General features: G+C 69.3%; 21 protein-coding genes. 20 read left to right on the top strand and 1 reads right to left on the bottom strand.

Translation table 11 applies throughout. The annotated features are described in order from the left end of the window. Window positions 1–133 precede the first annotated feature (133 nt). The 19 genes from QE359_RS02605 (at window position 134) to QE359_RS02515 (ending at window position 20531) form a co-directional block, all read left to right on the top strand. Window positions 134–1804, top strand: coding sequence for an ATPase, T2SS/T4P/T4SS family (locus tag QE359_RS02605; RefSeq protein ID WP_309777391.1), 1671 nt, complete (start codon window positions 134–136; stop codon window positions 1802–1804). Window positions 1805–1820: 16 nt separating this feature from the next. Continuing rightward, entirely contained in the window at window positions 1821–3497 is a 1677-nt protein-coding gene (locus tag QE359_RS02600; protein ID WP_309777389.1) for a PilT/PilU family type 4a pilus ATPase, read from the top strand. Then, a complete protein-coding gene (locus tag QE359_RS02595; protein WP_083295163.1) occupies window positions 3497–4720 on the top strand; it encodes a type II secretion system F family protein in 1224 nt (407 codons plus the stop codon). Before QE359_RS02600 ends, QE359_RS02595 begins: the two co-directional genes overlap by 1 nt. 192 nt (window positions 4721–4912) lie before the next feature. After that, window positions 4913–5344, top strand: a complete 432-nt coding sequence (locus QE359_RS02590; RefSeq protein ID WP_309777388.1) for a prepilin-type N-terminal cleavage/methylation domain-containing protein — start codon at window positions 4913–4915, stop codon at window positions 5342–5344. An 80-nt stretch (window positions 5345–5424) separates the two neighbouring features. Next, a complete protein-coding gene (locus tag QE359_RS02585; protein ID WP_309777386.1) occupies window positions 5425–6888 on the top strand; it encodes a prepilin-type N-terminal cleavage/methylation domain-containing protein in 1464 nt (487 codons plus the stop codon). Continuing rightward, window positions 6885–7589 carry a type II secretion system protein J gene (locus tag QE359_RS02580; RefSeq protein ID WP_071302480.1) on the top strand — a complete coding sequence of 235 codons (705 nt, stop codon included), beginning with the start codon at window positions 6885–6887 and terminating at the stop codon, window positions 7587–7589. Before QE359_RS02585 ends, QE359_RS02580 begins: the two co-directional genes overlap by 4 nt. 47 nt (window positions 7590–7636) lie before the next feature. Next, on the top strand, window positions 7637–9466 hold the full coding sequence (locus QE359_RS02575) for a hypothetical protein (RefSeq protein ID WP_309777385.1): 1830 nt from the start codon (window positions 7637–7639) through the stop codon (window positions 9464–9466). Beyond that, a complete protein-coding gene (locus tag QE359_RS02570) occupies window positions 9433–10308 on the top strand; it encodes a prepilin peptidase (RefSeq protein ID WP_309777384.1) in 876 nt (291 codons plus the stop codon). The genes QE359_RS02575 and QE359_RS02570 overlap by 34 nt, the downstream gene beginning before the upstream one ends. A gap of 39 nt (window positions 10309–10347) precedes the next feature. Further along, the gene (pilM, locus tag QE359_RS02565; RefSeq protein ID WP_309777383.1) at window positions 10348–11400 is read left to right on the top strand and encodes a type IV pilus assembly protein PilM; all 1053 of its coding nucleotides are present in this window, start codon (window positions 10348–10350) and stop codon (window positions 11398–11400) included. Continuing rightward, complete coding sequence (locus tag QE359_RS02560) at window positions 11397–12134, top strand: hypothetical protein (RefSeq protein WP_083295164.1); 738 nt, start codon at window positions 11397–11399, stop codon at window positions 12132–12134. The genes pilM and QE359_RS02560 overlap by 4 nt, the downstream gene beginning before the upstream one ends. Next, window positions 12131–12823, top strand: a complete 693-nt coding sequence (gene pilO, locus QE359_RS02555) for a type 4a pilus biogenesis protein PilO (protein WP_071295206.1) — start codon at window positions 12131–12133, stop codon at window positions 12821–12823. Before QE359_RS02560 ends, pilO begins: the two co-directional genes overlap by 4 nt. 176 nt (window positions 12824–12999) lie before the next feature. Further along, window positions 13000–13653: a hypothetical protein gene (locus tag QE359_RS02550; protein ID WP_309777381.1), complete on the top strand. Its 654-nt coding sequence runs from the start codon at window positions 13000–13002 to the stop codon at window positions 13651–13653. Window positions 13654–13678: 25 nt separating this feature from the next. Continuing rightward, the gene (locus tag QE359_RS02545; RefSeq protein ID WP_070417675.1) at window positions 13679–14137 is read left to right on the top strand and encodes a DUF6121 family protein; all 459 of its coding nucleotides are present in this window, start codon (window positions 13679–13681) and stop codon (window positions 14135–14137) included. Window positions 14138–14171: 34 nt separating this feature from the next. After that, on the top strand, window positions 14172–15308 hold the full coding sequence (locus tag QE359_RS02540) for a hypothetical protein (protein WP_309777380.1): 1137 nt from the start codon (window positions 14172–14174) through the stop codon (window positions 15306–15308). A 419-nt stretch (window positions 15309–15727) separates the two neighbouring features. Then, window positions 15728–16096 (top strand): 30S ribosomal protein S12, encoded by a 369-nt coding sequence (gene rpsL, locus QE359_RS02535; protein WP_017885540.1) that lies wholly within the window; start codon window positions 15728–15730, stop codon window positions 16094–16096. 4 nt (window positions 16097–16100) lie between these two features. Further along, window positions 16101–16571: a 30S ribosomal protein S7 gene (rpsG, locus tag QE359_RS02530; protein WP_022903294.1), complete on the top strand. Its 471-nt coding sequence runs from the start codon at window positions 16101–16103 to the stop codon at window positions 16569–16571. A gap of 87 nt (window positions 16572–16658) precedes the next feature. Further along, window positions 16659–18773, top strand: a complete 2115-nt coding sequence (fusA, locus tag QE359_RS02525; RefSeq protein ID WP_309777375.1) for an elongation factor G — start codon at window positions 16659–16661, stop codon at window positions 18771–18773. A 134-nt stretch (window positions 18774–18907) separates the two neighbouring features. Then, window positions 18908–20095 carry an elongation factor Tu gene (gene tuf, locus QE359_RS02520; RefSeq protein WP_070417678.1) on the top strand — a complete coding sequence of 396 codons (1188 nt, stop codon included), beginning with the start codon at window positions 18908–18910 and terminating at the stop codon, window positions 20093–20095. Between the two features lie 178 nt (window positions 20096–20273). After that, window positions 20274–20531, top strand: a complete 258-nt coding sequence (locus QE359_RS02515; protein ID WP_309777373.1) for an Rv0909 family putative TA system antitoxin — start codon at window positions 20274–20276, stop codon at window positions 20529–20531. Between the two features lie 81 nt (window positions 20532–20612). Here QE359_RS02515 and QE359_RS02510 read toward each other — a convergent pair whose 3' ends face one another. Further along, entirely contained in the window at window positions 20613–21179 is a 567-nt protein-coding gene (locus QE359_RS02510; RefSeq protein WP_309777372.1) for a GNAT family N-acetyltransferase, read from the bottom strand. Window positions 21180–21426: 247 nt separating this feature from the next. On the opposite strand from QE359_RS02510, the gene QE359_RS02505 reads away from it, so the two are divergent. Next, a complete protein-coding gene (locus QE359_RS02505) occupies window positions 21427–25101 on the top strand; it encodes an Ig-like domain-containing protein (protein ID WP_309777370.1) in 3675 nt (1224 codons plus the stop codon). Window positions 25102–25200: the final 99 nt, after the last annotated feature.

Genomic DNA, 25200 nt, shown 5'->3' with positions numbered 1-25200 from the left:
CCGAACACCCCCTCGCCCCCTCGTTGTGGGACTGCGGTGGCCGTTCCGTGCGGACGTAGCGTGGTCGGGCGTCGAACCCCTGCGGCGCTCGTCCCCACGAACCGCGCGCGACCCGAAGGAGGCTCCGCAGCTCATGGCCACGCTGTCCGAGATCCTCATCCTCAACGGAGCCCTGCCGATCGAGCACCTCGACTCGATGACCGGCGACGAGGAGATCGACGACCGTTCGATCCGCTCGCTCGTCGACCAGGGCCTCGTCAGCGAGGCGCAGTACATCACCGCGCGCGCTGCGTCGAACAACTCCAAGACCGTCCCGCTGACGGACTACCCGGTCGACGGCACCGCGGTGTCGATGCTCCCGGCGGCCCTGTGCCGTCGGCACGGCGTGCTCGGCGTCGGGTTCGAGGGCGAGGTCCTCGTCCTCGCGATGGTGAACCCGACGAACGTGCTGGCGATCGATGACGCCCGGACCGCCTCCGGACGCCCCGTGAAGCCGCTGCAGGTCGACGAGCGCGACCTCGCCGCAGCGCTCGACCGCTACCTGCGTGCCGACGACGAGCTGAACGACCTGACCTCCTCGCTCGAGGAAGAGGCATCGGCGCAGACCCAGCAGCAGGTCGACCTCACGGACGGCGCGCTCGACGACGTCCCGATCGTCCGGTTCGTCAACCTGCTCGTGTCCCAGGCCATCCAGGACCACGCGTCCGACATCCACATCGAGCCCGGCGAGCACGAGGTCCGGGTGCGCTACCGCATCGACGGCGTGCTGCACGAGATGGCCCCGGCGCCGAAGAACATCCAGAACGGCGTCATCAGCCGGCTCAAGATCATGAGCGACATCGACATCGCCGAGCGTCGGAAGCCGCAGGACGGCCGCATGTCGGTGCGCCACGGTGGCCGGCAGATCGACCTCCGCGTCGCGACGCTCCCCACCGTGTGGGGCGAGAAGGTCGTCATGCGGATCCTCGACAACACGAACACGTCGATGTCCCTCAAGGACCTCAACCTGCTCGAGCAGAACTTCCAGGCGTACCAGCGCTCCTACTCGAAGCCGTACGGCATGATCCTCGTCACCGGTCCCACTGGGTCCGGCAAGTCGACGACGCTCTACACGACCCTCAACGCGGTCGCCCGTCCGGAGATCAATGTCATCACCGTCGAGGACCCGGTCGAGTACCGGATGGCCGGCATCAACCAGGTGCAGGTCAACCCGAAGGCCGGACTCACGTTCGCGTCGGCCCTGCGATCGATCCTCCGGTCCGACCCCGATGTCGTGCTCCTCGGCGAGATCCGCGACCACGAGACCGCGCAGATCGCGATCGAGGCCTCGCTCACCGGCCACCTCGTGCTGTCCACGCTGCACACGAACGACGCCCCGTCGGCCGTGACGCGACTGACGGAGATGGACATCGAGCCGTTCCTCGTCGGGTCCGCACTCGACTCCGTGGTCGCCCAGCGTCTGGCACGACGGCTTTGCGACCGCTGCAAGGCCCCGGCGCAGTACACGCCAGCGCAGCTCGTGGCGCTCGGCTTCGTGGGCACCGAGGACACCGCCGTGCCGGAGTTCTTCGGCCCGGTCGGCTGCGCCGTGTGTTCGAACACCGGGTACCGCGGCCGCATCGCCCTGCACGAGGTCATGACCGTGACCGAGGAGATCGAGCGTCTCGCCGTCTCGCGTGCCTCGAGCGCCGAGATCGGCCGCGTCGCCCAGCAGCAGGGCATGCTCACCCTCCGCCAGGACGGGTGGGAGAAGGTCAAGCTCGGCATGACGAGCATCGACGAGATCCTGCGCGTGGTCGCGTAGGCGTGGGAGTGGAACGATGACCGATTCCGTCTACGACATCTCCGTGCCCGGCGACGAGCCGGTCGCGGGGTGGCACCCTGGACGCCCCGGCAACGAGGTCGGTGGTCGCCGCGCCGCCCGGCTCGCGGCCGCAGCGGCGCAGCAGCCGACGTCGCCGGCCGTCGAGGCGCAGATCGCCCCCGCCTCGGCCGCGCCGGTCTACGACCTGTCGGGTGACACCGCGTGGCCGGCTCCGGCTCCGGCTGCGCCCGTCCCCGGTGCTGCCGTGCCCTCCGCGTCCGTCCCGAGCGGGTCCTGGCCGGCGCCGTCCGGCGACCCCGTCGCCGTGCCGGTCGCGCAGCCGCACGCCCGCCCCGCGACGCCGTCCGCCGCCGTCCCGCCGTCGACCGCGTCCTACGGCTACGCCGACGCGGTGACCCAGCACCTGCCGGTCGTGCCTGCGGAACCGACCACGATCCTCCCGACCGTCGCCCACGTCGCGGCCACCCACGTGCCGGCACCCGCCGGCCACGACGAGATCAACTTCACCCGCCACGCGCGTGAGGTCGCCGACCCCGACCTCATCACCGCGCTCGCCCAGGTCGTCTACCAGGGTGCGTCGGACCTCCACCTCACCGCGGACGCGGCCCCGACCGTGCGCGTCGACGGATCCCTGCGACCGGCGGTCCCCGGTGGGCCGTGGGCGCGGAACAAGGTGATCGCCGCCCTCAAGACCCTGCTCTCGGTCGAGCAGGCCGGGCAGTTCGACCACGAGCAGGAACTCGACTTCGCGTACTCGCTGTCGCCCGAGTACCGCTTCCGCGTGAACTACTACCAGCAGCGCGGGAACTGGGGCGCGGCCTTCCGCATCATCCCCACGAAGATCAAGACCCTCAAGCAGCTCGGCATCCCCGAACACGTGGGGGAGTTCGCCAAGCTGCCGCGCGGACTCGTGCTCGTGACCGGGCCGACCGGTTCCGGCAAGTCGACCACGCTCGCCGCCCTCATCGACCTCGTCAACGAGACCCGGGCCGACCACATCGTGACGGTCGAGGACCCGATCGAGTTCATGCACGACCACAAGAAGGCGATCATCAACCAGCGCGAGGTCGGGGCAGACACGCACTCGTTCGCCGCCGCCCTGAAGCACGTGCTGCGCCAGGACCCGGACGTCATCCTGATCGGCGAGCTCCGCGACCTCGAGACGATCTCCGTCGCCCTCACCGCGGCCGAGACCGGCCACCTCGTGTTCGCCACCCTGCACACGCAGAGCGCTCCCGGCACGATCGACCGCGTCATCGACGTCTTCCCGCCGCACCAGCAGGGGCAGATCCGGACGCAGCTCGCCTCGACGCTCGAGGGGGTCGTCTGCCAGACGCTCGTGCCGAAGGCCAACGGTGCCGGCCGGGTCGTCGCCACCGAGATCATGAGGACCACCCCGGCCATCGGGAACCTCGTGCGCGAGGGCAAGACGTACCAGATCACCTCCGCCATGCAGGCCGGGCGTGACATGGGGATGCACACGATGGACCAGGACCTCGCCGAGCTCGTCAACGTCGGAACCGTCACGCGGGCTGCCGCGATGGAGAAGGTGCACGACCACGAGGGCTTCGACCGGCTCGTGCAGCGCGTCGAGTCCCCGTCCGACTCCTCGGCCGCCGCGATCGCCGCGTCCGAGATCGACTTCGGCGACAAGTACTCAGGAGGCCACTGATGTCACTCGCCTACGACTACCGAGGGCGCGACGGCGCCGGGAAGCTCGTCAAGGGACGGCTCGACGCGTCCTCCGAAGGAGCGGTCGTCCAGCGGCTGCGGGGCATGGGCGTCTCACCGATAGCCATCACCGAGGCGAAGCCCGGCACCGGACTGCAGACCGAGATCAAGATCCCGGGGTTCGAGAAGGGTGTGGGGCTCAAGGACCTGGCGATCATGTCGCGTCAGGCGTCGACCATGCTGACGTCGGGGCTCTCCCTGCTCCGCGCGCTGTCGATCCTCGCCGACCAGACGGAGAACAAGAAGCTCAAGGTGATCCTCGGCAAGGTCCGGGACGACGTCGAGCGCGGTGTCTCCTTCTCCGACGCCGTGGCGAAGTACCCGGTCGACTTCCCCCCGATCATGATCAACATGATCCGGGCGGGTGAGACCGGCGGCTTCCTCGACCAGGCGATGGACTCCATCGCGACGAACTTCGAGAAGGAGCACAAGCTCCGGTCGACCATCAAGTCGGCGATGACCTACCCGGTCGTCGTGCTGGTGATGTCGCTGCTCGCGGTCGTCATCATGCTCATCTTCATCGTGCCGATCTTCCAGGACATGTTCTCGAGCCTCGGCGGGCAGCTGCCGGTGCCGACGCAGATCCTCGTGACGATGTCCCACGCGATGCGGTGGCTCGGACCCGTGCTGGCCGTCGCGGTCGTCGTCGGGTGGCTCTGGTTCCGCGCCAACAAGAACACCGATCGTTTCCGCGCCGTCCGTGACCCGCTGATGATGCGTCTGCCGGTGTTCGGCCCGCTGACGAAGAAGATCGTCATCGCGCGGTTCGCACGCAATTTCTCGAACATGATCGGGGCCGGTGTGCCCATTCTGCAGGCATTGCAGATCGTCGGTGAAGTCTCGAACAACTTCGTCGTGCAGAAAGCACTCGAACGGGTTGCGGAAAGTGTTCGGAAAGGCGAGTCGATATCCGCGCCGCTCGCGAATGAGAAAGTATTCCCGAGCATGGTCTCGCAGATGATGGCGGTCGGTGAGGACGCGGGCTCGCTCGAGGTCATGCTCGAGAAGATCGCGATCTTCTACGACGCCGAGGTCGAGGCGACCACAGAGTCCCTGACCGCCCTCATCGAGCCGTTGCTCATCGCGTTCCTGGGCGTGGTGGTCGGCGGGATGATCGTGGCGCTGTACCTGCCGATCTTCCAGATCACGTCGCTCGTCAAGTAGGACCGGCTTTCCGCTACCCCTCGTGCGGGGGAGGAATTACCCCCACTGCCCCCGGGAGTGGGGGTATTTCGTTCCCTACTTGCCCCCCGTTCTCGGGATTCCGCCCGGAATTGGCCCTGAATACTCTTGTCAGCGGCGGCGAGCACGCCCCGAACAATCTTCCCATCGCATTCCCGAAAGAATGGAAACACCATGTACTTCGCTCTCATGGGCAAGCTCGAGGCTCGCCGTAAGGGACTCCTCGAAGAGGACGAGAAGGGCTTCACGCTCATCGAGCTCCTCGTCGTCGTGATCATCATCGGCATCCTCGCCGCGATCGCCATCCCGGTGTACCTCAACGTGCAGAACAACGCGAAGGACGCCTCCGTGAAGTCGGACCTCGCCAACGCGAAGACCGCGGTGATCGCGTACCAGACCGACAAGAACGGCGCCCTGCCGGCCGCGACCGACTTCAACTCGTCGACGCTCGGTCAGTACGGCTGGACGCAGAGCACGGACAACAACCTGGTCTACAAGACCACCGGCTCGGGAACGACCGCCGGCTTCTGCATCAACGGCACCGGCGCGACGAAGAACCCGTTCAACATCACGGACAAGACGTCTGCAGCCACCGGGTCCTGCTGATCCAATTGATCGTGTGAAGGGCGGTCCGTCGTCGGACGGGCCGCCCTTTCGCTCACCCGAACACCGACCAGGAGGTGACCATGATCCAACGACTGCGGGACGCCCTCAGCCCGCACGACGAGCGCGACGCCGAGGCCGGCTTCTCGATCATCGAGGTCATGGTCGCGATGATGGTGTTCGCGGTGATGTCGGTGGGCATCGCCTATGGCATCGCGAACACCCTGCAGCTCACCCAGACGACCCGTGGCCGAGAGACCGCGGTGGCGCTGGCGTCGCAGGACATCGACACCCTCCGGCAGACCGCCGCAGCGTCGACCGCGGGGATCTTCAAGGTGATCAGCAAGGCGGGGGCCGACAACACGAAGACGGTCGGCAACGTCGAGTACAAGATCGACCGAGCAGTCTCGTGGGTGCAGAGCGACGGTGCGACCGGCGCGTGCGGGTCGTCGACCGGCAAGCTGGCCTACAAGAGCATCGTCGAAACCGTGAGCTGGCCCAGCCCGCGCAGCGGCGGGACGAGCTCCACCTCGGTGACCTCCGCCATCGCGCCGAGCGACGCCGTGACCGACCCCGGGTACGGCACGCTGATCATCTCGGTCGCGACGGCGGCCGGCGCCCCGTACGCGGGCGTCGGCATCACGGTCACGCCGGTCTCCGGCGGCGGTGGCTCCGCGCTCACCACGGCGGTCCAGCCGACCGACGCACAGGGCTGCTCCTACGCGGTCAACGTGGTACCGGGCGACTACACGGTCACCGCGAACACCACCGGTGGCATCGACACGAACCAGGCGCAGCCGTCCTCCCAGTCGCCGATCACCGTCTCCGCCGGCGCGAGCTCACCGGTGCCGTTCGTGTACGACCGCGCGAGCCAGCTGACGCTGCAGTACGCGAAGGGCTACAACGCGACGCTCCCCACGAACATGGTGACGGTGCTCTCCTCGACGGTCGGCGGCCTCGACACGGTCAAGCCGTGGGACGTCACCAGCACCTCGCTCGCCGTCACGTCCGCCTCGACGCCGAGCCTGCCGGTGTTCCCGTTCACCTCGGGCTACACCGTCTACGCGGGTCCGTACTCGAACAGCTCGGCGTCGTCCTCGAGCTGTCTCAGCCCGAACCCGTCGGCATGGTCGACACCGAATCCCTCGGGGGCGGTCGGCTCGGCACCGGGGACGATCGAGACGTCACCGGGGGTGCCGTCCTCGGCGTCCGTGATGATGGGCGTCGCGACGGTGAAGGGGGTCAAGAGCCGCTACGTGACCGCGGTGTCGTCCTCGAACCCCGCGGCCGGTGACCCGGGGTGCTCCGCCGGCATGACGATGAAGTTCCCGCTCTCGTCAGCGGACACGGCGACGATCGCCCTGCCCTTCGGGACCTGGACCCTCTACTCGGGGACGTCCTTCGGCGCGACGACCAAGAACGAGATCGCCTCGAACGCCTCCAACGTGAACGCGGTCACGAGCGGCCGCGTGAACCAGAAGAGCGCGCTCGTGGTCATCAGCTACGACAACACGCTCACGCTCGACCCACGAGGGCAGACGTCGTGACCGGGGCCCTCCGTCGGCTGCACGCCGACCAGTCGGGCGTCACGCTCTCCGAGCTGCTGGTCGCGGTGAGCGTGGCGATGGTCATCCTCGTCGCCGTCGGCGGCTTCTTCACCGCCACGCTCCGGGCCGGTTCGACGAACACGACGTCCGACCAGAACGCACGGTCGGCGTCGATCGTGATGAACTCGCTGACCCGGTACGTCCACGCGGCGAGCCTGTTGCCGAAGGCGGACGGCAGCTACGCCGCGGCGCTGACCGAAGCCGCGCCGACGCGGACGACCTTCTACGCCTACATCAACCTGGACGGCAACAGCACCGACAAGCCCGTCCAGATCCGGTACTCGGTCAACGCTGCGAAGCGGATCGTCCTGGACCAGTGGGACGGCACCGCCAACAACGGCTTCTGGACGTTCCCCGCGACCACGCAGACCCCGACGCGCAGCGTCGTCGTGGGTGGACCCGTCGCGTCCCCCACGGTCGACGGCGACCCGCTGTTCGAGTACCTCGGGGCCAACGGCACCACCGTCCCGACGCAGTCGGACGGCACGCTCGCCGCGACCCAGCTCGGGAACGTTCGTGCCGTGCGCGTGAACCTCGAGCTCGGCTCGTCGACGGCCGGCCTGTCCGGGAACACCCACATCCAGAACACCCTGTACCTCTTCAACGTGGTCTACGGGACGAACACCGGAGGGACCCCGTGAGGCGGATCCACGCACTCCTGGACCGGGCCCAGCGCGACGAGCGGGGCATGATCCTCGGCAACGTGCTCATCTTCGGCACCGTCATGATGCTGCTCGTCGCGACCATGATCGCCGTGTCGACGTCCGGCGCCGTGAAGTCGGCGACCGACCGCAACTTCCAGAACGCGATCGCCGCCGCGTACGCGGGGCTCGCCGACTACCAGTCGAAGCTCTCGAACGACAACGGGTACGCCCTCTACGGCAACGCCGACGCTCAGTTCAGCAGGGACAGCGGGTCGACCTTCAGCGGACAGAACGGCAACGACGCCTTCTCGAAGTGGGCGGGGGTCGTCGGGTCGACGGACCAGTGGTACCGGTACGAGGTCGACAACTCGAACTACTCCTCGAAGGGCGTCTTGAAGGTCCGCGTGACCGGTAAGTCGGGCGGCAGCGTGCGGTCCCTGGTCGCCAACCTCAAGGGCGACGGCTTCATCAACTACCTCTACTTCACGAACTACGAATCATCGAACCCGGCGATCTCGGGTAGCTCCTGCACCACCATGTACCAGTGGCAGAGCGGGACGAAGTGCCAGGCGGTGCAGTTCGCCGGGACCGACGTCCTGAACGGTCCCATCCGGACGAACGACGTGTTCACCGCGGCCTGCTCGACGGTGTTCAACGGCACCGTCGAGCAGCACGACACGAGCGTCCGCCCGTCCAGCGGGACGTGCAGCGGCGTGTTCAACGGCGGCGCCGCGACCGCGGTGCCCTACCTCGGGCTCCCCGCGCTGAACTCGAACATGTCGCAGGAGACCCGCACGGACACCCCGACCACGGTCCCTCGTCCCGGCTGCCTCTACACCGGGCCGACGCGGGTGTCGTTCCTCGGCAACGGCAAGATGACCGTCTGGTCGCCGTGGTCCAAGGCGACGCAGATCCAGGTGGTCGCGTCGACCGGTGAGGTCAAGGCGGGGGCCGACCTCGCGAAGGCCGCCGCACTGTGCGGGACCATCTCGGACCTGCAGAGCGCTGCCGGTGCCACCATCACGACCCTCCCGGCGAACCTCATGTACGTCCAGGACGTGCCGACCGCCTCGAACAACGTCAACTCCTGGGCGGCGAACACGTTCCCCTCGAAGTACACGAACACGTACTGCACGACGACGGTCACCGTGCGATCGAACGGGACCACGACGACCACGACGAACCAGCCCTTCAGCAACGGGCAGGGCTTCCCGGCCGCCGGCGAGTGGATCAACGGCGGCACGTCGGGTTCGTACGCACAGACCGGGTCGGCGTCGGACACGTACAGCTGCTCGGCGGGGGACGTGTTCGTCAGCGGCGCGTTCGCCGGTGCCATGACCATCGCGTCGTCCGGCACCATCTGGGTGACGGACGACATCACCTACGTCAGCGCGACGAACGACATCCTCGGACTGGTCGGGCAGAACGCCGTCGAGGTCTACAACCCCGCACGCTGCACCTCCTACCCGACCGTCTACCAGTGGGGCGTCGGCAACGTCACCGACACCACACGCTGCAACCAGAGCGGCGTCCGACTCCTCAACCGCTCCGGCGGCGAGTCCCTGACCATCAGCGCGGCGATCGCGAGCAACGCGGGGACGTTCTGGAACCAGAACTACGACATCGGGTCGAAGCTGGGTGTGCTCAAGGTCATCGGCTCCATCGCGCAGAACTGGCGTGGACCCGTCGCGACCACGGGCAGCACGGGGTTCTCGAAGAACTACGTCTACGACCAGCGCCTGCTGACCACGGCGCCGCCGAAGTTCCTCCAGCCCGTGTCGACCTCCTACGGCGTGACCACGCAGGTGGAGGTGCAGGCGGCCTTCAAGGCGGACGGCTCGTGCGCGACGACCAGCACGGGGGCGTGCAGGTGATCGGCGTGGGCGAGGTCCTGCCGATCGTCGTCGTCCTCGCCGGCGTGCTCGGCCTGCTCGTCGGCTCCTTCCTGAACGTCGTCGTGCACCGCGTCCCCGCCGGCCTCTCGGTGGTGTCGCCGCCGAGCTCCTGCCCCGGGTGCGGACAGGCCATCCGGCGTCGGGACAACGTGCCGGTGCTCTCCTGGGTGCTCCTGCGCGGACGGTGCCGGGACTGCGCGGAGCCGATCTCGCCTCGGTACCCGATCGTCGAGCTGTCGACCGCACTGCTGTTCGTCGCGGTCGCGGCCGTCGCGGTCTCCGGACCCGTGGTGATCGGACCCGTCCGTGTCCCTGCAGCCCAGGCGGTCCTCCTCGCGGCTCTTCTCTACCTCATGGCGGTCTCCGTCGCCCTCGCGCTGATCGACCTCGAGACGCACACCCTGCCGAACGCGATCGTCTACCCGTCCGCCGTGGTCCTCGCCGTCCTCCTGGTCGTCGTCTCGGTGCTGAGCGGAGACCTCGCGGCCCTCGGCCGGGCGGGTATCGGGGCGGTGGTCCTGGGCGGCGCCTACCTCGCGCTGGCCGTCGCGGTCCCGGGCGGGATGGGGCTCGGCGACGTGAAACTCGCCGTCGTCCTCGGGCTCGTCCTCGCGTACCTCGGATGGGGACCCCTCGCAGTGGGTGCTTTCGGCGCCTTCGTGGTCGGAGGTACCGTCGCGATCGCGCTGGTCACCACACGACGTGCGCGATGGCGCGGTGGCGTGCCGTTCGGGCCGTCGATGCTGATCGGCGCGTGGATCGGCATCGTCTTCGGACACGCTCTCTGGACCGCCTACCTCGGGGTCCTCGGACTCGCCTGACGCCTCCTCCACCGACCACTCCTCGACGAAAGCAGCAACATGGGCAAGAGCATCGTGGGCATCGACATCGCGGGATCCTCGATCCGCGCGGTCGAGGTCGCGAACGCCGACCGCGCACGCCCGACCGTCCTGCGGTTCGCCGAGGTCCCGACCCCGCCGGACGCCGTCAGCCGTGGCGAGGTGCTCGAGCCCAACACGGTCGCGTCGGCACTGCGTTCCCTGTGGTCAATCGGCCGGTTCCGCTCGAAGGACGTCGTACTCGGCATGGGCAACCAACGCGTGCTCTCCCGCGACCTGACCGTCCCGGTCGCACCGTTGGCGCAGATCCGCGAGAGCCTGCCGTTCCAGGTGCAGGACATGCTTCCCGTTCCCGTCGGCGACGCGATCCTCGACTTCTACCCGACCGCCGAGGCGATGAGCGACAACGGTCCCGTCGTGCACGGCCTGCTCGTCGCGGCGATCAAGGACGCGGTGCTCGCGAACGTCAAGGCCGCGCAGCTCGCTGGTCTCAACCCGGTCGGCGTCGACCTCATCCCGTTCGCCCTCACCCGCGTCCTCGTGGGCAGGCCGGGGCTGCACGGCACCACGGCGCTGGTCCAGCTCGGCGCCGACACGACGACCGTCGTCCTCGTGAGCGACGGCGTCCCCCAGTTCGTCCGCATCATCCCGACGGGCGGGAACGACGTCACCAAGACGCTCGCGGCAGCGCTCGACATCGAGTTCGGACAGGCCGAGGTCGTGAAGCGGCACCTCGGCATCGGTACGGGCGCTCGCACGCCGGATGACGCGCGCGCCGTGTCGGTCATCGCCGACGCCGTCACGGAGCTCATCGCGAGCCTCCGGAACACGATCAGCTACTTCGTCAACACGCGCCCGGGCGACCACGTCGAGCGCATCGTCCTCGTGGGCGGTGGCGCTCGCCTCGTCGGCCTCCCCGAGGCGCTCGCCGCGCACACCCACCTCCCGGTGCAGCGCGGCTCCGCCTTCGCGGGGGTCGACCTCGCGCGGTCGATCCCGGTGCAGGACGTGACGGACCACGAGGACGCGATCGCCGTCGCCTACGGGCTGGCAGTGGGGAGTCGAGCAGCATGACCGCCACCGACGTCCGGGCCGCAGCGCCCGAGGACACCACCGGACCCGGACGGGGTCGCGCTCCGCGCGGCCCGCGCACGACGGCGTCCACCTCGATCGCGGGGCGTGAGCCGCGGGTCGACCTCCTCCCGCCCGAGGTCCACACGGAGCGCCGCGAACGGGCCATCGCGCGGCGCGCCTGGCTCGGCGTGATCGTCGCCGCCGCGGTCGCGGCCCTGGGCTCCGGCGGCGCGTACGTGCACCAGCTCGACACGGCGCAGTCGTACCTGTCCGCGCAGAACGAGACCACCTCGCTCCTGCAGCAGCAGCAGCGCTACTCGGAGGTCCGTTCGGCCGAGAACGACACGGCCCTGCTCGAAGCCGCCCAGTCCGTCGGTGGCTCCACCGAGATCGACTGGAGTTCGACACTCGCGCAGCTGAAGTCGGTGCTCCCCGCCGGCGTCTCCATCACCGCGATGACGATCGACTCGGCGGACTCCACCGAGTCCTTCGCGCAGTCGACCGTCCCGTTGCAGGGGTCACGAGCAGCGACGATGCAGCTGACGATCCAGAGCCCGAGCATCCCCTCGGTCCCGGACTGGACCGCACGCCTCTCGCAGCTCCGTGGCTACGTCGACTCGACGATCACGTCGGTCGCGCTCGAGGAGGACACGGGGCAGTACTCGGCGACCATCCAGGCGCACCTCGGCGCGAAGGCGTTCGACGGCAAGTACACGAAGGACGGATCGAAGTGAACAAGAACCGTCTCTCCCTCATCATCGCGTTGGCCGCGACGCTGGCCGTCCTCGCGGGCGGGTGGTTCCTCGGCGCACAGCCGCAGCTCGCACAGGCGTCCGACAACAGCGCCCAGCAGGCCGACATCGATGCGACGAACGCCCGGAACCGCGCCGAACTCCACCGCCTCGAGGAGGCGTACACGTCGCTCGACGCGACGAAGGCCGAGCTGGCTGCCCTGCGGGCCTCGGTCCCGTCCTCGACCGACACCGCCTCGCTGCTGAACCAGCTGAACGGCGCCGGCGCTGCCAGTGGCGTCACGGTCACGTCGATCACCATCGGCGACCCCAAGGCGTACGCCCCAGTGGCCGCGGCGGAACCGGCCCCGTCCGCGAGTGCGTCACCGTCGTCGACGGCGTCCGCGTCGGCAGCGCCGACAGCCGCAGCGACGCCCGAGGCGCCGGCCCCGCACAGTGACGCCCAGATCACGAGCGCGAACTTCGTGGTCGTGCCCGTGACGGCGGCCGTCAAGGGGTCGTACGACCAGGCACTCGCCTTCACGAAGAACGTGCAGAACGGTCAGCGGCTGTTCCTCGTGAACGGGGTCGCGGCGACGAGTTCCGACTCGGGAGGCGACCCGATGGCCGACCAGTCGTGGTCGCTCTCCGGGTACGTCTACGTGCTCGCGGACCCCGCCACGAACGGCTGACCCGACCCCCACCAACTGGGGTCCGACGCGCCACGCCGCACCCTCTTCCGCACGGCCTCCCGCTGTGCTTACGATGCTCCTGAGCCCGCGCTCGCGGCTGCTCGTCCCTCTCTCGAACGGTCGCTCGAAACGGCCGTTCCTCGTCGTGCCCGGAGTCGCGCGTGTTGGCTGGAATCGTGGAGTTCCTCGGTTGGTTCGGAGCAGTAACCGTCCTTGCTGGTTACCTGCTCTTCTCGATGGGCAAGCTCCCGAACGGCCCGGTGTACCAGCTGTTCAACCTCGTGGGCGGGCTCGCCGTGGCGATCAACGTCGCGGCGCACCACGCCGTCCCGTCGACGATCGTGAACGGCATCTGGGCGATCGTCGCGGTCGTCGTGCTCGTCAAGATGGCGAGGGCCCGTCGTGCGGCGAAGCGGGGTGCCCCGTCGACCGAGACGCCGGTCCTCCGCGCCGAGCCGCCGGCGACCACGGCGGTCCTGCCGATCGTCGGACCGGCGCTGCGCGACCACGAGGCGGAGGCGACGCCCACCGCGGCACCCGCGCCGCGCCTCCAGGGCCCGGACGCCGACGGCGACGCGACCGACGCAACGCACACGACCGACGCGACGCACACGCCCGACGCGACGCACACGCCCGACGCGACGCACGCGACCGACGCGACGCACGCGACCGACGCGACCGACGCCCCGACCGCAGCCGCGCCGATGACCGAGTCCATCCCGGTGATCACGGCCACGATCGCCCTCGCGCTCGTCGCCGCAGCGCAGGAGCACGCCGACCAGGCGACGCACACCGACGAGCCGCAGCGCGCAGACGCCACCCCCGCCTGAGCCCCGCCAGCGATACGATCACCGCATGTCCCGGTGGTTGATCGCGACGATGACGTCGATCCTGTTCATCGCGCTCGTCATCGCGGTGACCGGCTTCGAGGCCCTCCTCGCCGACGTCGAGGTCATCTCCCAGCCCGACGCCACCCCGTACCTCGGCCCCGCGATGGTGCTCGGCGGTGCCGTGGTGGTGTTCCTCGCGACCGCGGTCGGCTCCCGCGAGGGCAACCCCGGCGTCACCGGCCTCGTCGCCGCGGCGACCTGCTACCTGGTGATGCTCGGCGTCGGGGCGGTCGGCTACAGCCTGGTCCGCAGCGACCTCACCGAGCTGCTCGTGTTCCCGGCCGGCTACGCACTCGGCCCGTTCGTCGTCGGTTCGGTGGTCGTGGCACTCCTGTGCGTCGTCGGCGGGATCGCCGCGGCACGGCACCAGTCGCGCGCGTCGGGGGTGCGCCCGGAGCCCGGCGATGACGGTGCCCGCCGGTAGTCTTCCTGCAGCACCACAGGACGACGGGGGACCGATGACCGACCAGCACCAGGCCGACGGATGGGGATCCGTCCCGGCCGTGGACTCGATCCGCGGCACGCGGGACGCACCACCGGCGGGGGCGTCCGGACCGCAGCCCCGGCCCCGTCGTCGACTCGGTCGCGGTCGGCTCGTCAGCATCGTCGCGGGTGGCGCGGCCGTCGTGCTGCTCCTGGTCGCGGGCGTGGTCGGCTACTCGGTCGGCACCTCGACGCACGCTGCCGATCGTCCGGTCCGTGCCTTCCTCGACGACCTCACGGCGGGTCGGGTGGGCGCCGCGCTCGACGTGGCGGGCATCGAGCACGACGAACGCGACCTGCTCCTCACCAAGGCCGCCTACGCGAAGGCGAAGGACCGCGTCACGGGGTACCGGATCGCCGCCACGCGTACGGACGGCGACACCGCCACGGTCACGGCGTACCTGCGGCAGGCGGGGCGCGACGTCTCGTCCACCTTCACCCTCGACAAGACGGGCACCGACTGGGGCGTGTTCCCGGTCTGGCAGCTCGAGGCACCGCGGCTCGGTGCGGTGGACGTCAGCCTGCGCGGCCCCACGGGCACGAAGGTGTCGGTGGCCGGGCAGTCCGTGGTCACGTCGAAGGACGGCACGGCGACGCTCACGGCCCTCCCCGGCACGTACGACGTCGCGGTGGACGGTGGCGAGTGGTACTCCGCCAAGGCCGCGACGGCGACGGTCACCGGCTTCGGGGGCACCGCCTCGAGTCCCGTCTCGATGGCGACGGAGCTCACCGCAGCGGGCAAGCGGTCCGCCCAGGCGGCGGTGGACGCGTGGGTCGACGGCTGCATCGCCTCGACCGAGGCGGCACCGGCCGGGTGCAGCTTCTATGCCTACGGTCAGGACGCCGCCTACACGTACACGAACCAGAAGTGGACGCTGGACACCCGCCCAACCGTGTCGATCGGCGGGTGGGTGTCGAACGGCTGGCTCGTCACGACGACGTCCTTCGGGCGTGCCACGTTCACGGCGGACATCTCCGGCCCGGGCGGGGTGGGCACGGCGTCCGCCGGGCCGATGAACGTCAACGCCAGCGGGTACGTCACGGAGTTCACGGACGCGGGGGCGACGTTCCGCTCGGCGGTGGGCAACGGCTCGTCCGACACGGGCTCCTGACGCCGCGCACGACGGCGCCCCGGTGCGTCCAGGAGGCACGGTGCCGGCCCGCCACGTCCCTCCGGCGGCCGTGGGTCCGGTCCACCGCGCCAGGCCGGCGGCCGTGGGTCCGGTCCACCGCGCCCGGCCGGGCGGAGCGCCCCGCGCCCCGCGTGACCACCCACGCGACGCCTGTTCGCCCAGGGCACTCGTCACGCGCCTCCAGGGCGACGCGCCCGGATTGATTTCGCCGGGTTACGCGGGTAATCTCTTCCGGGTGTGCGCCTTCGGGCGTGCCCGAAAAGTCCGGTCCGACCAACGGTCGGCAGGAACACTCCGTCCCCCACTCGTCATCCGCCGTCAGGCGGTGATCAGCGTGGGACGAGGAAGTCGGCGGACCGCGCCGGCCGGAGAACACGAGCGAAGAACCAGGAGAACAGTTGCCTACTATTCAGCAGCTGGTTCGCAAGGGTCGTACGCCGAAGGTCACCAAGACCAAGGCGCCCGCCCTGAAGGCGAACCCCCAGCAGCGTGGTGTGTGCACCCGCGTCTACACCACCACCCCGAAGAAGCCGAACTCGGCACTGCGCAAGGTCGCTCGTGTCAAGCTCTCGAACGGCACCGAGGTCACGGCCTACATCCCCGGTGAGGGCCACAACCTCCAGGAGCACTCGATGGTGCTCGTGCGCGGCGGTCGTGTGAAGGACCTCCCCGGTGTCCGCTACAAGATCATCCGCGGTGCGCTCGACACGCAGGCCGTGAAGAACCGTAAGCAGGCACGTAGCCGCTACGGCGCGAAGAAGGGTTGAGCCAATGCCTCGTAAGGGTCCCGCCCCCAAGCGTCCCGTCGTCGCAGACCCGGTCTACGGCGCACCGATCGTCTCGCAGCTCGTGAACAAGATCCTGCTCGACGGCAAGAAGGGCCTCGCAGAGCGCATCGTCTACGGTGCCCTCGAAGGCGTTTCCGCCAAGAACCAGCAGGACGCCGTCGCGACGCTCAAGAAGGCGCTCGACAACGTCCGTCCCACCCTCGAGGTCCGTAGCCGCCGCGTCGGTGGCTCGACCTACCAGGTCCCGGTCGAGGTCAAGCCGCACCGCGCGAACACCCTCGCGCTCCGCTGGCTGACCTCGTACGCCAAGGCCCGTCGCGAGAAGACGATGACCGAGCGTCTCATGAACGAGATCCTCGACGCGTCGAACGGTCTCGGTGCCGCGGTCAAGCGCCGTGAGGACACGCACAAGATGGCCGAGTCGAACAAGGCCTTCGCCCACTACCGCTGGTAGTCCCGGCACCGTCCGGGCGCCGGTGGTCATGAACCCCGGCGCCCGTACGGACGCCAACCTCTCCTACAACTCTTCCGGAGGAACCCTGTGGCACAGGACGTGCTCACCGACCTGAACAAGGTCCGCAACATCGGCATCATGGCGCACATCGATGCCGGCAAGACCACGACGACCGAGCGCATCCTGTTCTACACGGGCATCACGCACAAGATCGGTGAGGTCCACGACGGCGCTGCCACGATGGACTGGATGGCGCAGGAGCAGGAGCGCGGCATCACGATCACGTCGGCCGCGACGACCTGCTTCTGGGACAACAACCAGATCAATATCATCGACACCCCCGGTCACGTGGACTTCACGGTCGAGGTGGAGCGTTCGCTCCGCGTGCTCGACGGTGCGGTCGCCGTCTTCGACGGCAAGGAGGGCGTCGAGCCCCAGTCCGAGACCGTCTGGCGTCAGGCCGACAAGTACGACGTCCCGCGCATCTGCTTCGTCAACAAGATGGACAAGCTGGGCGCCGACTTCTACTTCACGGTCGACACCATCATCAACCGCCTCGGCGCGGAGCCCCTCGTGCTCCAGCTTCCGATCGGCGCCGAGAACGACTTCGTCGGGATCGTCGACCTCATCGAGATGCACGCCAAGGTCTGGCCGGGCGACGCCAAGGGTGATGTCACCATGGGCGCCCAGTACGAGGTCCAGGAGATTCCCGCGGACCTCAAGGACCGTGCGGACGAGTACCGCGCCAAGCTGATCGAGCGCGTCGCCGAGACCGACGACGCCCTGCTCGAGAAGTACTTCGGCGGCGAGGAGCTCACCAAGGACGAGATCAAGGCTGCGATCCGCAAGCTCACGATCGCGTCCGAGGTCTACCCCGTCCTGTGCGGCTCGGCCTTCAAGAACCGCGGTGTCCAGCCGATGCTCGACGCCGTCATCGACTACCTCCCGTCCCCGCTCGACGTGCCGCCGATGATCGGCCACGACGTCAAGGACGAGGAGAAGGAGATCATCCGCAAGCCCGACGCGTCGGAGCCGTTCTCGGCCCTCGCGTTCAAGGTCGCGGTGCACCCCTTCTTCGGTCGTCTCACCTACGTCCGCGTCTACTCGGGCTCGATCGAGTCGGGTGCCCAGGTCATCAACTCGACCAAGGGCAAGAAGGAGCGCATCGGGAAGATCTTCCAGATGCACTCCAACAAGGAGAACCCGGTCGACAACGTGACCGCCGGCCACATCTACGCGGTCATCGGTCTCAAGGACACCACCACCGGTGACACCCTGTGCGACCCGACCAACCAGGTCGTCCTCGAGTCGATGACGTTCCCGGAGCCGGTCATCGAGGTCGCCATCGAGCCGAACACGAAGGCCGACCAGGAGAAGCTCTCCACGGCCATCCAGAAGCTCGCCGAAGAGGACCCGACGTTCCGCGTCGAGCTCAACGCCGAGACCGGTCAGACGACGATCAAGGGCATGGGCGAGCTCCATCTCGACATCCTCGTCGACCGCATGAAGCGCGAGTTCAAGGTCGAGGCGTCGGTCGGCAAGCCCCAGGTGGCCTACCGCGAGACCCTGACCAAGGTCGTCGAGCGCTACGACTACACGCACAAGAAGCAGACCGGTGGTTCCGGCCAGTTCGCGAAGGTGCAGATCGCCCTCGAGCCGATGGAAGTCACGGCCGAGAAGGTCTACGAGTTCGAGAACGCCGTCACCGGTGGTCGCGTCCCGCGTGAGTACATCCCGTCGGTCGACGCCGGTATCCAGGACGCCATGCAGGTCGGCATCCTGGCCGGGTACCCGACCGTCGGCGTGAAGGCCATCCTCAAGGACGGCGCGGCGCACGACGTCGACTCGTCCGAGATGGCGTTCAAGATCGCCGGTTCGATCGCCTACAAGGAAGCGGCCCGCAAGGCCGGTCCGGCGATCCTCGAGCCGATCATGGCCGTCGAGGTCCGTACTCCGGAGGAGTACATGGGCGACGTCATCGGTGACCTGAACTCCCGTCGTGGCCAGATCGCCTCGATGGAGGACGCCTCGGGCGTCAAGGTGGTCCGCGCGAGCGTGCCGCTGTCCGAGATGTTCGGCTACGTCGGCGACCTGCGGTCGAAGACCTCTGGTCGTGCGGTCTACTCGATGACCTTCGAGACCTACAGCCAGGTCCCGGCCAAGGTCGCCGAGGAGATCATCGCGAAGAACGCGGGGGAGTGACGCTCCAGCGTCTCTCCACAGGCGGGGGTGCCCGGCGACGGGCCCCTCGCCACCAAGTACAGTAAAGACACACACTGCACGCCAACGGTTCACGAACCGGGGGCATGCTCTCCGAGTCCTGAGGAGGACCCACAGTGGCCAAGGCCAAGTTCGAGCGGACCAAGCCGCACGTCAACATCGGAACCATCGGTCACGTCGACCACGGCAAGACCACGCTCACGGCGGCGATCACCAAGGTTCTGCACGACCAGTACCCGGACCTCAACGAGGCCCGTGACTTCGCTCAGATCGACAACGCTCCCGAGGAGCGCGAGCGCGGCATCACGATCAACATCTCGCACGTCGAGTACCAGACCGAGAAGCGCCACTACGCGCACGTCGACGCTCCTGGTCACGCTGACTACGTGAAGAACATGATCACGGGTGCGGCGCAGATGGACGGCGCGATCCTCGTGGTCGCCGCCACCGACGGTCCGATGCCCCAGACGCGTGAGCACGTGCTGCTCGCCCGCCAGGTCGGCGTCCCCTACATCGTCGTCGCGCTGAACAAGTCCGACATGGTGGACGACGAGGAGATCCTGGAGCTCGTCGAGCTCGAGGTCCGTGAACTCCTCGGCTCGCAGGAGTTCGACGAGGACGCCCCCGTCGTGCAGGTCTCGGCGCTCAAGGCGCTCGAGGGCGATGAGAAGTGGGTCAAGTCCGTCCAGGACCTCATGGCCCAGGTCGACGAGCACGTGCCGGACCCGGTGCGCGCCACCGACCAGCCGTTCCTGATGCCGATCGAGGACGTCTTCACGATCACCGGTCGTGGCACGGTCGTCACCGGTCGTGTCGAGCGTGGCACGCTCGACCTCAACTCCGAGGTCGAGATCGTCGGCATCCGCCCGACGCAGAAGACCACGGTCACGGGCATCGAGATGTTCCGCAAGCTGCTCGACAAGGCCGAGGCTGGTGACAACACCGGTCTGCTCATCCGTGGCCTCAAGCGCGAGGACGTGGAGCGCGGCCAGGTCGTCGTGAAGCCGGGTTCGGTCACGCCGCACACCGAGTTCAAGGCGAACGCCTACATCCTGACCAAGGAAGAGGGCGGGCGTCACAACCCGTTCTACGCGAACTACCGTCCGCAGTTCTACTTCCGCACCACGGACGTCACCGGCGTCATCACGCTGCCCGAGGGCACCGAGATGGTCATGCCCGGCGACACCGTGTCGATGGCCGTCGAGCTGATCCAGCCGATCGCCATGGAGCCGGGTCTCCGTTTCGCCATCCGTGAGGGTGGTCGTACGGTCGGCGCCGGTACGGTCGAGGAGATCGTCAAGTAACTCCGGTTACCACGCGTCAGCGGGGTCGGACCTTCGGGTCCGGCCCCGCTTTCCGTTTCTCGGGAGTTCGCTCGCGTTCGGCGGACAGATCGCGGGGATCGGAGCACGATGTGGGCCAAGCGGCCGGATCGACCGGCCATCGAGCGGCCGGGTCACCTCCGGCCGGCAGGGAGGCAGCATGGCCGGCTTCGACGACATCCAGAAGAACGTCTCCGCCAAGGCGGAGGAGGTCACCGACCGCGCGAAGGCGTTCGTGGACGAGAACAAGGACAAGATCGAGGACGCGCTGCGGAGCGACAAGGCGGAGGACGTCTCCGACAAGATCATCCACGGCCTGGCCGACGGCATCAAGAAGGTCACGGGCGGGAAGTTCGACGAGCAGATCGACAAGACCGCGCAGGACCTGGACGACAAGATCGGCAACAACGGCGAGTAGGTCCGACGCCGACGGCGAACTGGAGGCGCTGCGCACGACGTGCGCAGCGCCTCCAGTGCCGTCTCGGGCCCGGTTCGATCGTCAGGCCGGTTCGACCGTCGTGGTGACGACCCAGCGGTGCTTGCCGATCGCGCGCTGGCGCGCGAACCCGAACCGCTCGAACGTCGAGAGCGCGCCGTGGAAGAGGAAGCCGGCCGGCACCGTCCCGGCGGGTTCCGGGTAGCCCTCGACGGTCCCGCCGCCGGCGGCGGCGATGAGGGCGAGCGCACCGCCGAGCGCCTCGGTGGCGACCCCCTGTCGGCGGTACCCGGCGCGGACGTAGGTGCAACCGATGCGCCAGGCGGGATCCGGACCGACCTGCGACCGGTCGTACACGCGACGGTTCTTGATGCGGACGACCTCGGAGACCGGCCCGTACTGGCACCAGCCGACGCACCGCTCCCCGTCGAGGACGAGCGCGGCGTGGGTGGTGCCGGCGAGGACGCGCTCGTACTTGCGCTCCCGGTTGCAAGCGGCGTCCCGTGTCGGCCCCTCGTCGTGGAAGCCGATGCAGAAGCAGCCGCTCGGGAAGCCGTCGCTCGTGCGGCAGAGCTCGTCGAAGGCGTCCCACGTGGACGCGTCGAGAGGACGTACGGTGTACGACGCCATGGCGGCAGCGTAGACGCGCCGTCGGCGTTCCGGAAGCCGGCGCAGTTGTCCCCACAAGATGGGACGCGATGTACCCCGCTCGGGGTGTTGTTGCGGTTTCCCGCGACTCGATACCGTGGAGTCGCGGGACCGCACCGGTCACGCGTGGTGACCCGAACACCCGCCGTCTCCCGACGCAGGGCCCTGCCTGCGCGGACACTGTCGCGCGCGCTCTGCGGGTCGCCGATCCTCGACCCGAAGGACAAGCGTGTCTGCACTGCACCGTGCCCCCGTGCGCCGCCGCCCCGCCCGACTGCTCGCAGGAGCTGCCGTCACCGCGCTGGTCGCGGGGAGCGCAGTCCTCCTGACGCCGCAGCTGGCATCGGCCGCGTCCCCGTTCCCGACGACGCAGCTCTACGCGACCGTCTCGGGCTCGTCCACGGTGTACGCCGTGGACCGGGCGAGCGGCGCTGCGACCCCCGCCGTGACGGCGCCGAACAACGCGACCGGTCTCAACCAGATCGGCATCTCGGGCGACGGTGACAAGCTGTTCATGACGAACAGCACGACCGTGTTCGAGTACACCGCGTCGACGGAGACGTGGGAGACCGCCACCCGTCCGAACTCGCCGTCGGTCGCGAACCAGATGGGCGGCGTCGACCCAAAGAGCGGCAAGTTCTTCTTCGGTGGTCTCTCGAGCGGCTCGACGTTCACCTTCACGTCGTACGACCCGGACACGAACACCGTCTCGTCGAACGTCACCTCGGTGACGGCGCCGAACCCGCCCGGCACCAACGGCGACCTCGCCTTCGACCGGCAGGGCAACCTGTACTTCATCTCGAGCAGTGCGAGCACGGCGCAGCTGTACCGCGTCAACGCCGAGGACCTCGGTGGGGGCGCCACCACCGCGACCGCGGTCGGCCCGGCCATCACGCCGGCGGCCGCGCTGACGTCGCTGGCGTTCGGCGACGACGGCTACATCTACATCGCCGGCTCGTCGGCCAACACGTTCCTGCAGGTGAACCCGGTCACCGGTGGCACCGTCGCCAAGCGCAGCGTCAACCAGGGTGGCACCGCGCTGAACGTCACGGACCTCGGCTCGCGCGCGGTGCCGTCGACCGGTTCCGCGTCGGGCGGCTTCACCGACGGGAAGGCCAAGCCCGGCGACCAGCTGACGATCGGTGTCGGCGGCGGCGACGTGCCGAAGCCGGCGACCGCCACCACGTCCGACGGCAACGACACCGTCACCGCGGGCCCGATCATCCTGCTGCCGGGCCAGTCCTACACCGTCACGCAGTCGCCCGGGAACCAGGCGACGAACCCCGGTGACTACGACACGTCGTACGTCTGCACCGACCTCACGAGCAACGCCGTCGTGTCCTCCGGCAAGGGGACCTCGGCACCGTTCACGGTCCCGACGGCCGGCGGAGACGTGAGCTGCGCGTTCTCGAACCCGCTGAAGCCGAAGGTCGAGAACAGCTCCTCCACCGCGAACACCCCCGGCCAGCCCGCGACCGTCGACGTGCTGCAGGGCGCGACGGGTGACATCGACGCCACCACCGTGCAGCTGACGGCTCCCGACGTCGCCGGCGCCACGGTGACCGACGGCGGCAAGACCCTCACCGTCCCCGGTCAGGGCGTCTGGACCGTCGACCGGAGCAGCGGTGCCGTGACCTTCACCCCCGAGTCCGGCTTCACCCGGAACCCGACCCCGGTCACCTACACCGTCGAGGACACCCGCGGGAACCAGACCCAGGGGCAGGTGTCCGTCAGCTACCGGGGCACGGCGCAGGACGACGCGGCGACCACGGACCAGGGCGAGGCGGTCACCATCGACGTCCTCCGCAACGACGAGGGCGGGACGGTCGCTGCGTCGGTCGTATTCCCGTCCGCGGGGCAGCCGTCCGGCGCGGCCGTCTCCGACGATGGTCGGACGCTGACGGTGCCCGGAACGGGCGTCTACACCGTGGACGCGACGACGGGTGCGGTCACGTTCACCCCTGAGCCGACGTTCCGCGGAGACGCGTCGCCGGTGACCTACCGTGTGGCGGACGCCGACGGCAGCACGTCCACGGCGCAGATCGTGGTCACCGCGAAGCCCATGGGCCCGAAGGCGGGCGACGACACCGCGACCACGCAGCAGAACACCCCGGTCACGGTCGACGTCGCCGGTGGCACCGCTGCCGGCGTCGACCGCGGCACGCCGATCGACCCGACGTCCGTGGTGTTCCCGCGGTCCGGCCAGCCCGACGGCGCGATCGTGTCGGACGACGGCAAGCAGATCACCGTGCCCGGACAGGGCGTCTCCACGATCGACCCGGACAGCGGGAAGGTGACCTTCACGCCCGCGCAGGGGTACACCGGCACCACCACGCCGGTGACCTACCAGGTCGGCGACACCGGCGGCGAATCGGGCACCGGCACCATCGTGGTGACCGTCACCCCGGTCTCCCCGAAGGCGAACCCGGACACCGCGAAGGTGGCGCAGGGCGAACCGACCACCATCGACGTCCTCGGTGACGACACCGCGGGCAACGCGGGCACGCCCTTCGACCCCGCCACCGTGGTGTTCCCGACCGCCGGCCAGCCGAACGGCTCGACGGTCTCGGAGGACGGCCGGAAGGTCACCGTCCCCGGTGAGGGTGCCTACGTCGTCGACCCGGACAGCGGGAAGGTGACGTTCACCCCGGAGCCGACGTTCCGCGGAGTCGGCTCGGCGGTGACCTACCAGGTCGCCGACGTCGACGGGACAACGACCTCGTCCACGATCACGATCACCGTCGCACCGGTCGGCCCGGTCGCGGAGGACGACGTCACCACCACCGGGCAGAACACCCCCGTGTCGATCGCCGTCCCGGCGAACGACCGGCCCGGGATCCGAGGCGGGACCCCGATCGACCCGACGACGGTCGTGTTCCCGACCACCGGCCAGCCCACGGGCGCGGTCGTGTCCGAGGACGGTCGCACCCTAACCGTCGCCGGCCAGGGCGTCTACACCGCCGACCCGACGACCGGTTCGGTGCTCTTCGCCCCGGCGCAGGGCTGGTCCGGTACCGCGTCGACCGTCACGTACCAGATCGGTGACACGGGTGAGGTGGCGGCGACCGCGACCATCACCGTCACCGTCATCCCGGTGGCGCCCACCGCTGCTCCGGACACCGCCCGGACCGCTCAGGACACCCCCGTGACGACCCCGGTGCTCGGCAACGACACGGCCGGCAACGCCCGCACGTCGATCGCGCCCGGGTCGGTCCGGCTCCTGGGCGCTGACGGCGAACCGGTCACGACGCGCACGGTGCCCGGGAAGGGCGTCTTCACGGTCGACACCACGACCGGTGCGGTCACCTTCACCCCGGCGAAGGGCTTCACGGGAACGCTCGAGGTGCCGTACGCGATCGCCGACGTCGACGGCGGGACGGCCTCCTCCACGGTCACCGTGACCGTCGGTGCAGCGCCGACGGCAGCGAACGACACCCGGACCGGTACCCCCGGCGAGCCGCTGACCGTCGACGTGCTCGGCAACGACGCGGCCGGCTCGACCCCGATCGACCCCGAGTCCGTGCGCCTGGTCGACCCGGAGACCGGCGAGCTCGTCACCACCGTGACGATCCCGGAGCAGGGCACGTTCACGGTGGGCCCCGACGGGACGATCACGTTCACGCCGGTTCCCGGCTTAAGCGGCACGGTGACGGTCCCGTACTCGGTCGCGGGTGACGACGGGAGCCGCACCACCGCGACCCTGACGATCACGTACCCGGCCGCGCCGGCGGTCGCAGCCGACCCCGCAGCGGGGGCCGGTGTGGTCGCGACGGGCCCGGGTACCGGCCAGCTCGCGTTCACCGGCACCGACATCGCGTGGAAGGGGTCCATCGCGGCGCTCCTGCTCCTCGCGGCCGGCGGCACGATCCTGTTCCTGCGTCGCCGGAAGCAGGCGAACGGGTAGTCCGGTCGGATCCGACCCATCGGCGGACGGGAGGCGCGGTGTCGGCTGGCACCGTCCCTCCCGTCTCGGCCGTCACCCCGCTGGCGCGGTGCGCCGGAA

The organism is Curtobacterium sp. SORGH_AS_0776 (assembly GCF_031453355.1).
Lineage (GTDB): Bacteria > Actinomycetota > Actinomycetes > Actinomycetales > Microbacteriaceae > Curtobacterium.
This window is presented reverse-complemented; position numbering and strand designations above follow the sequence as displayed.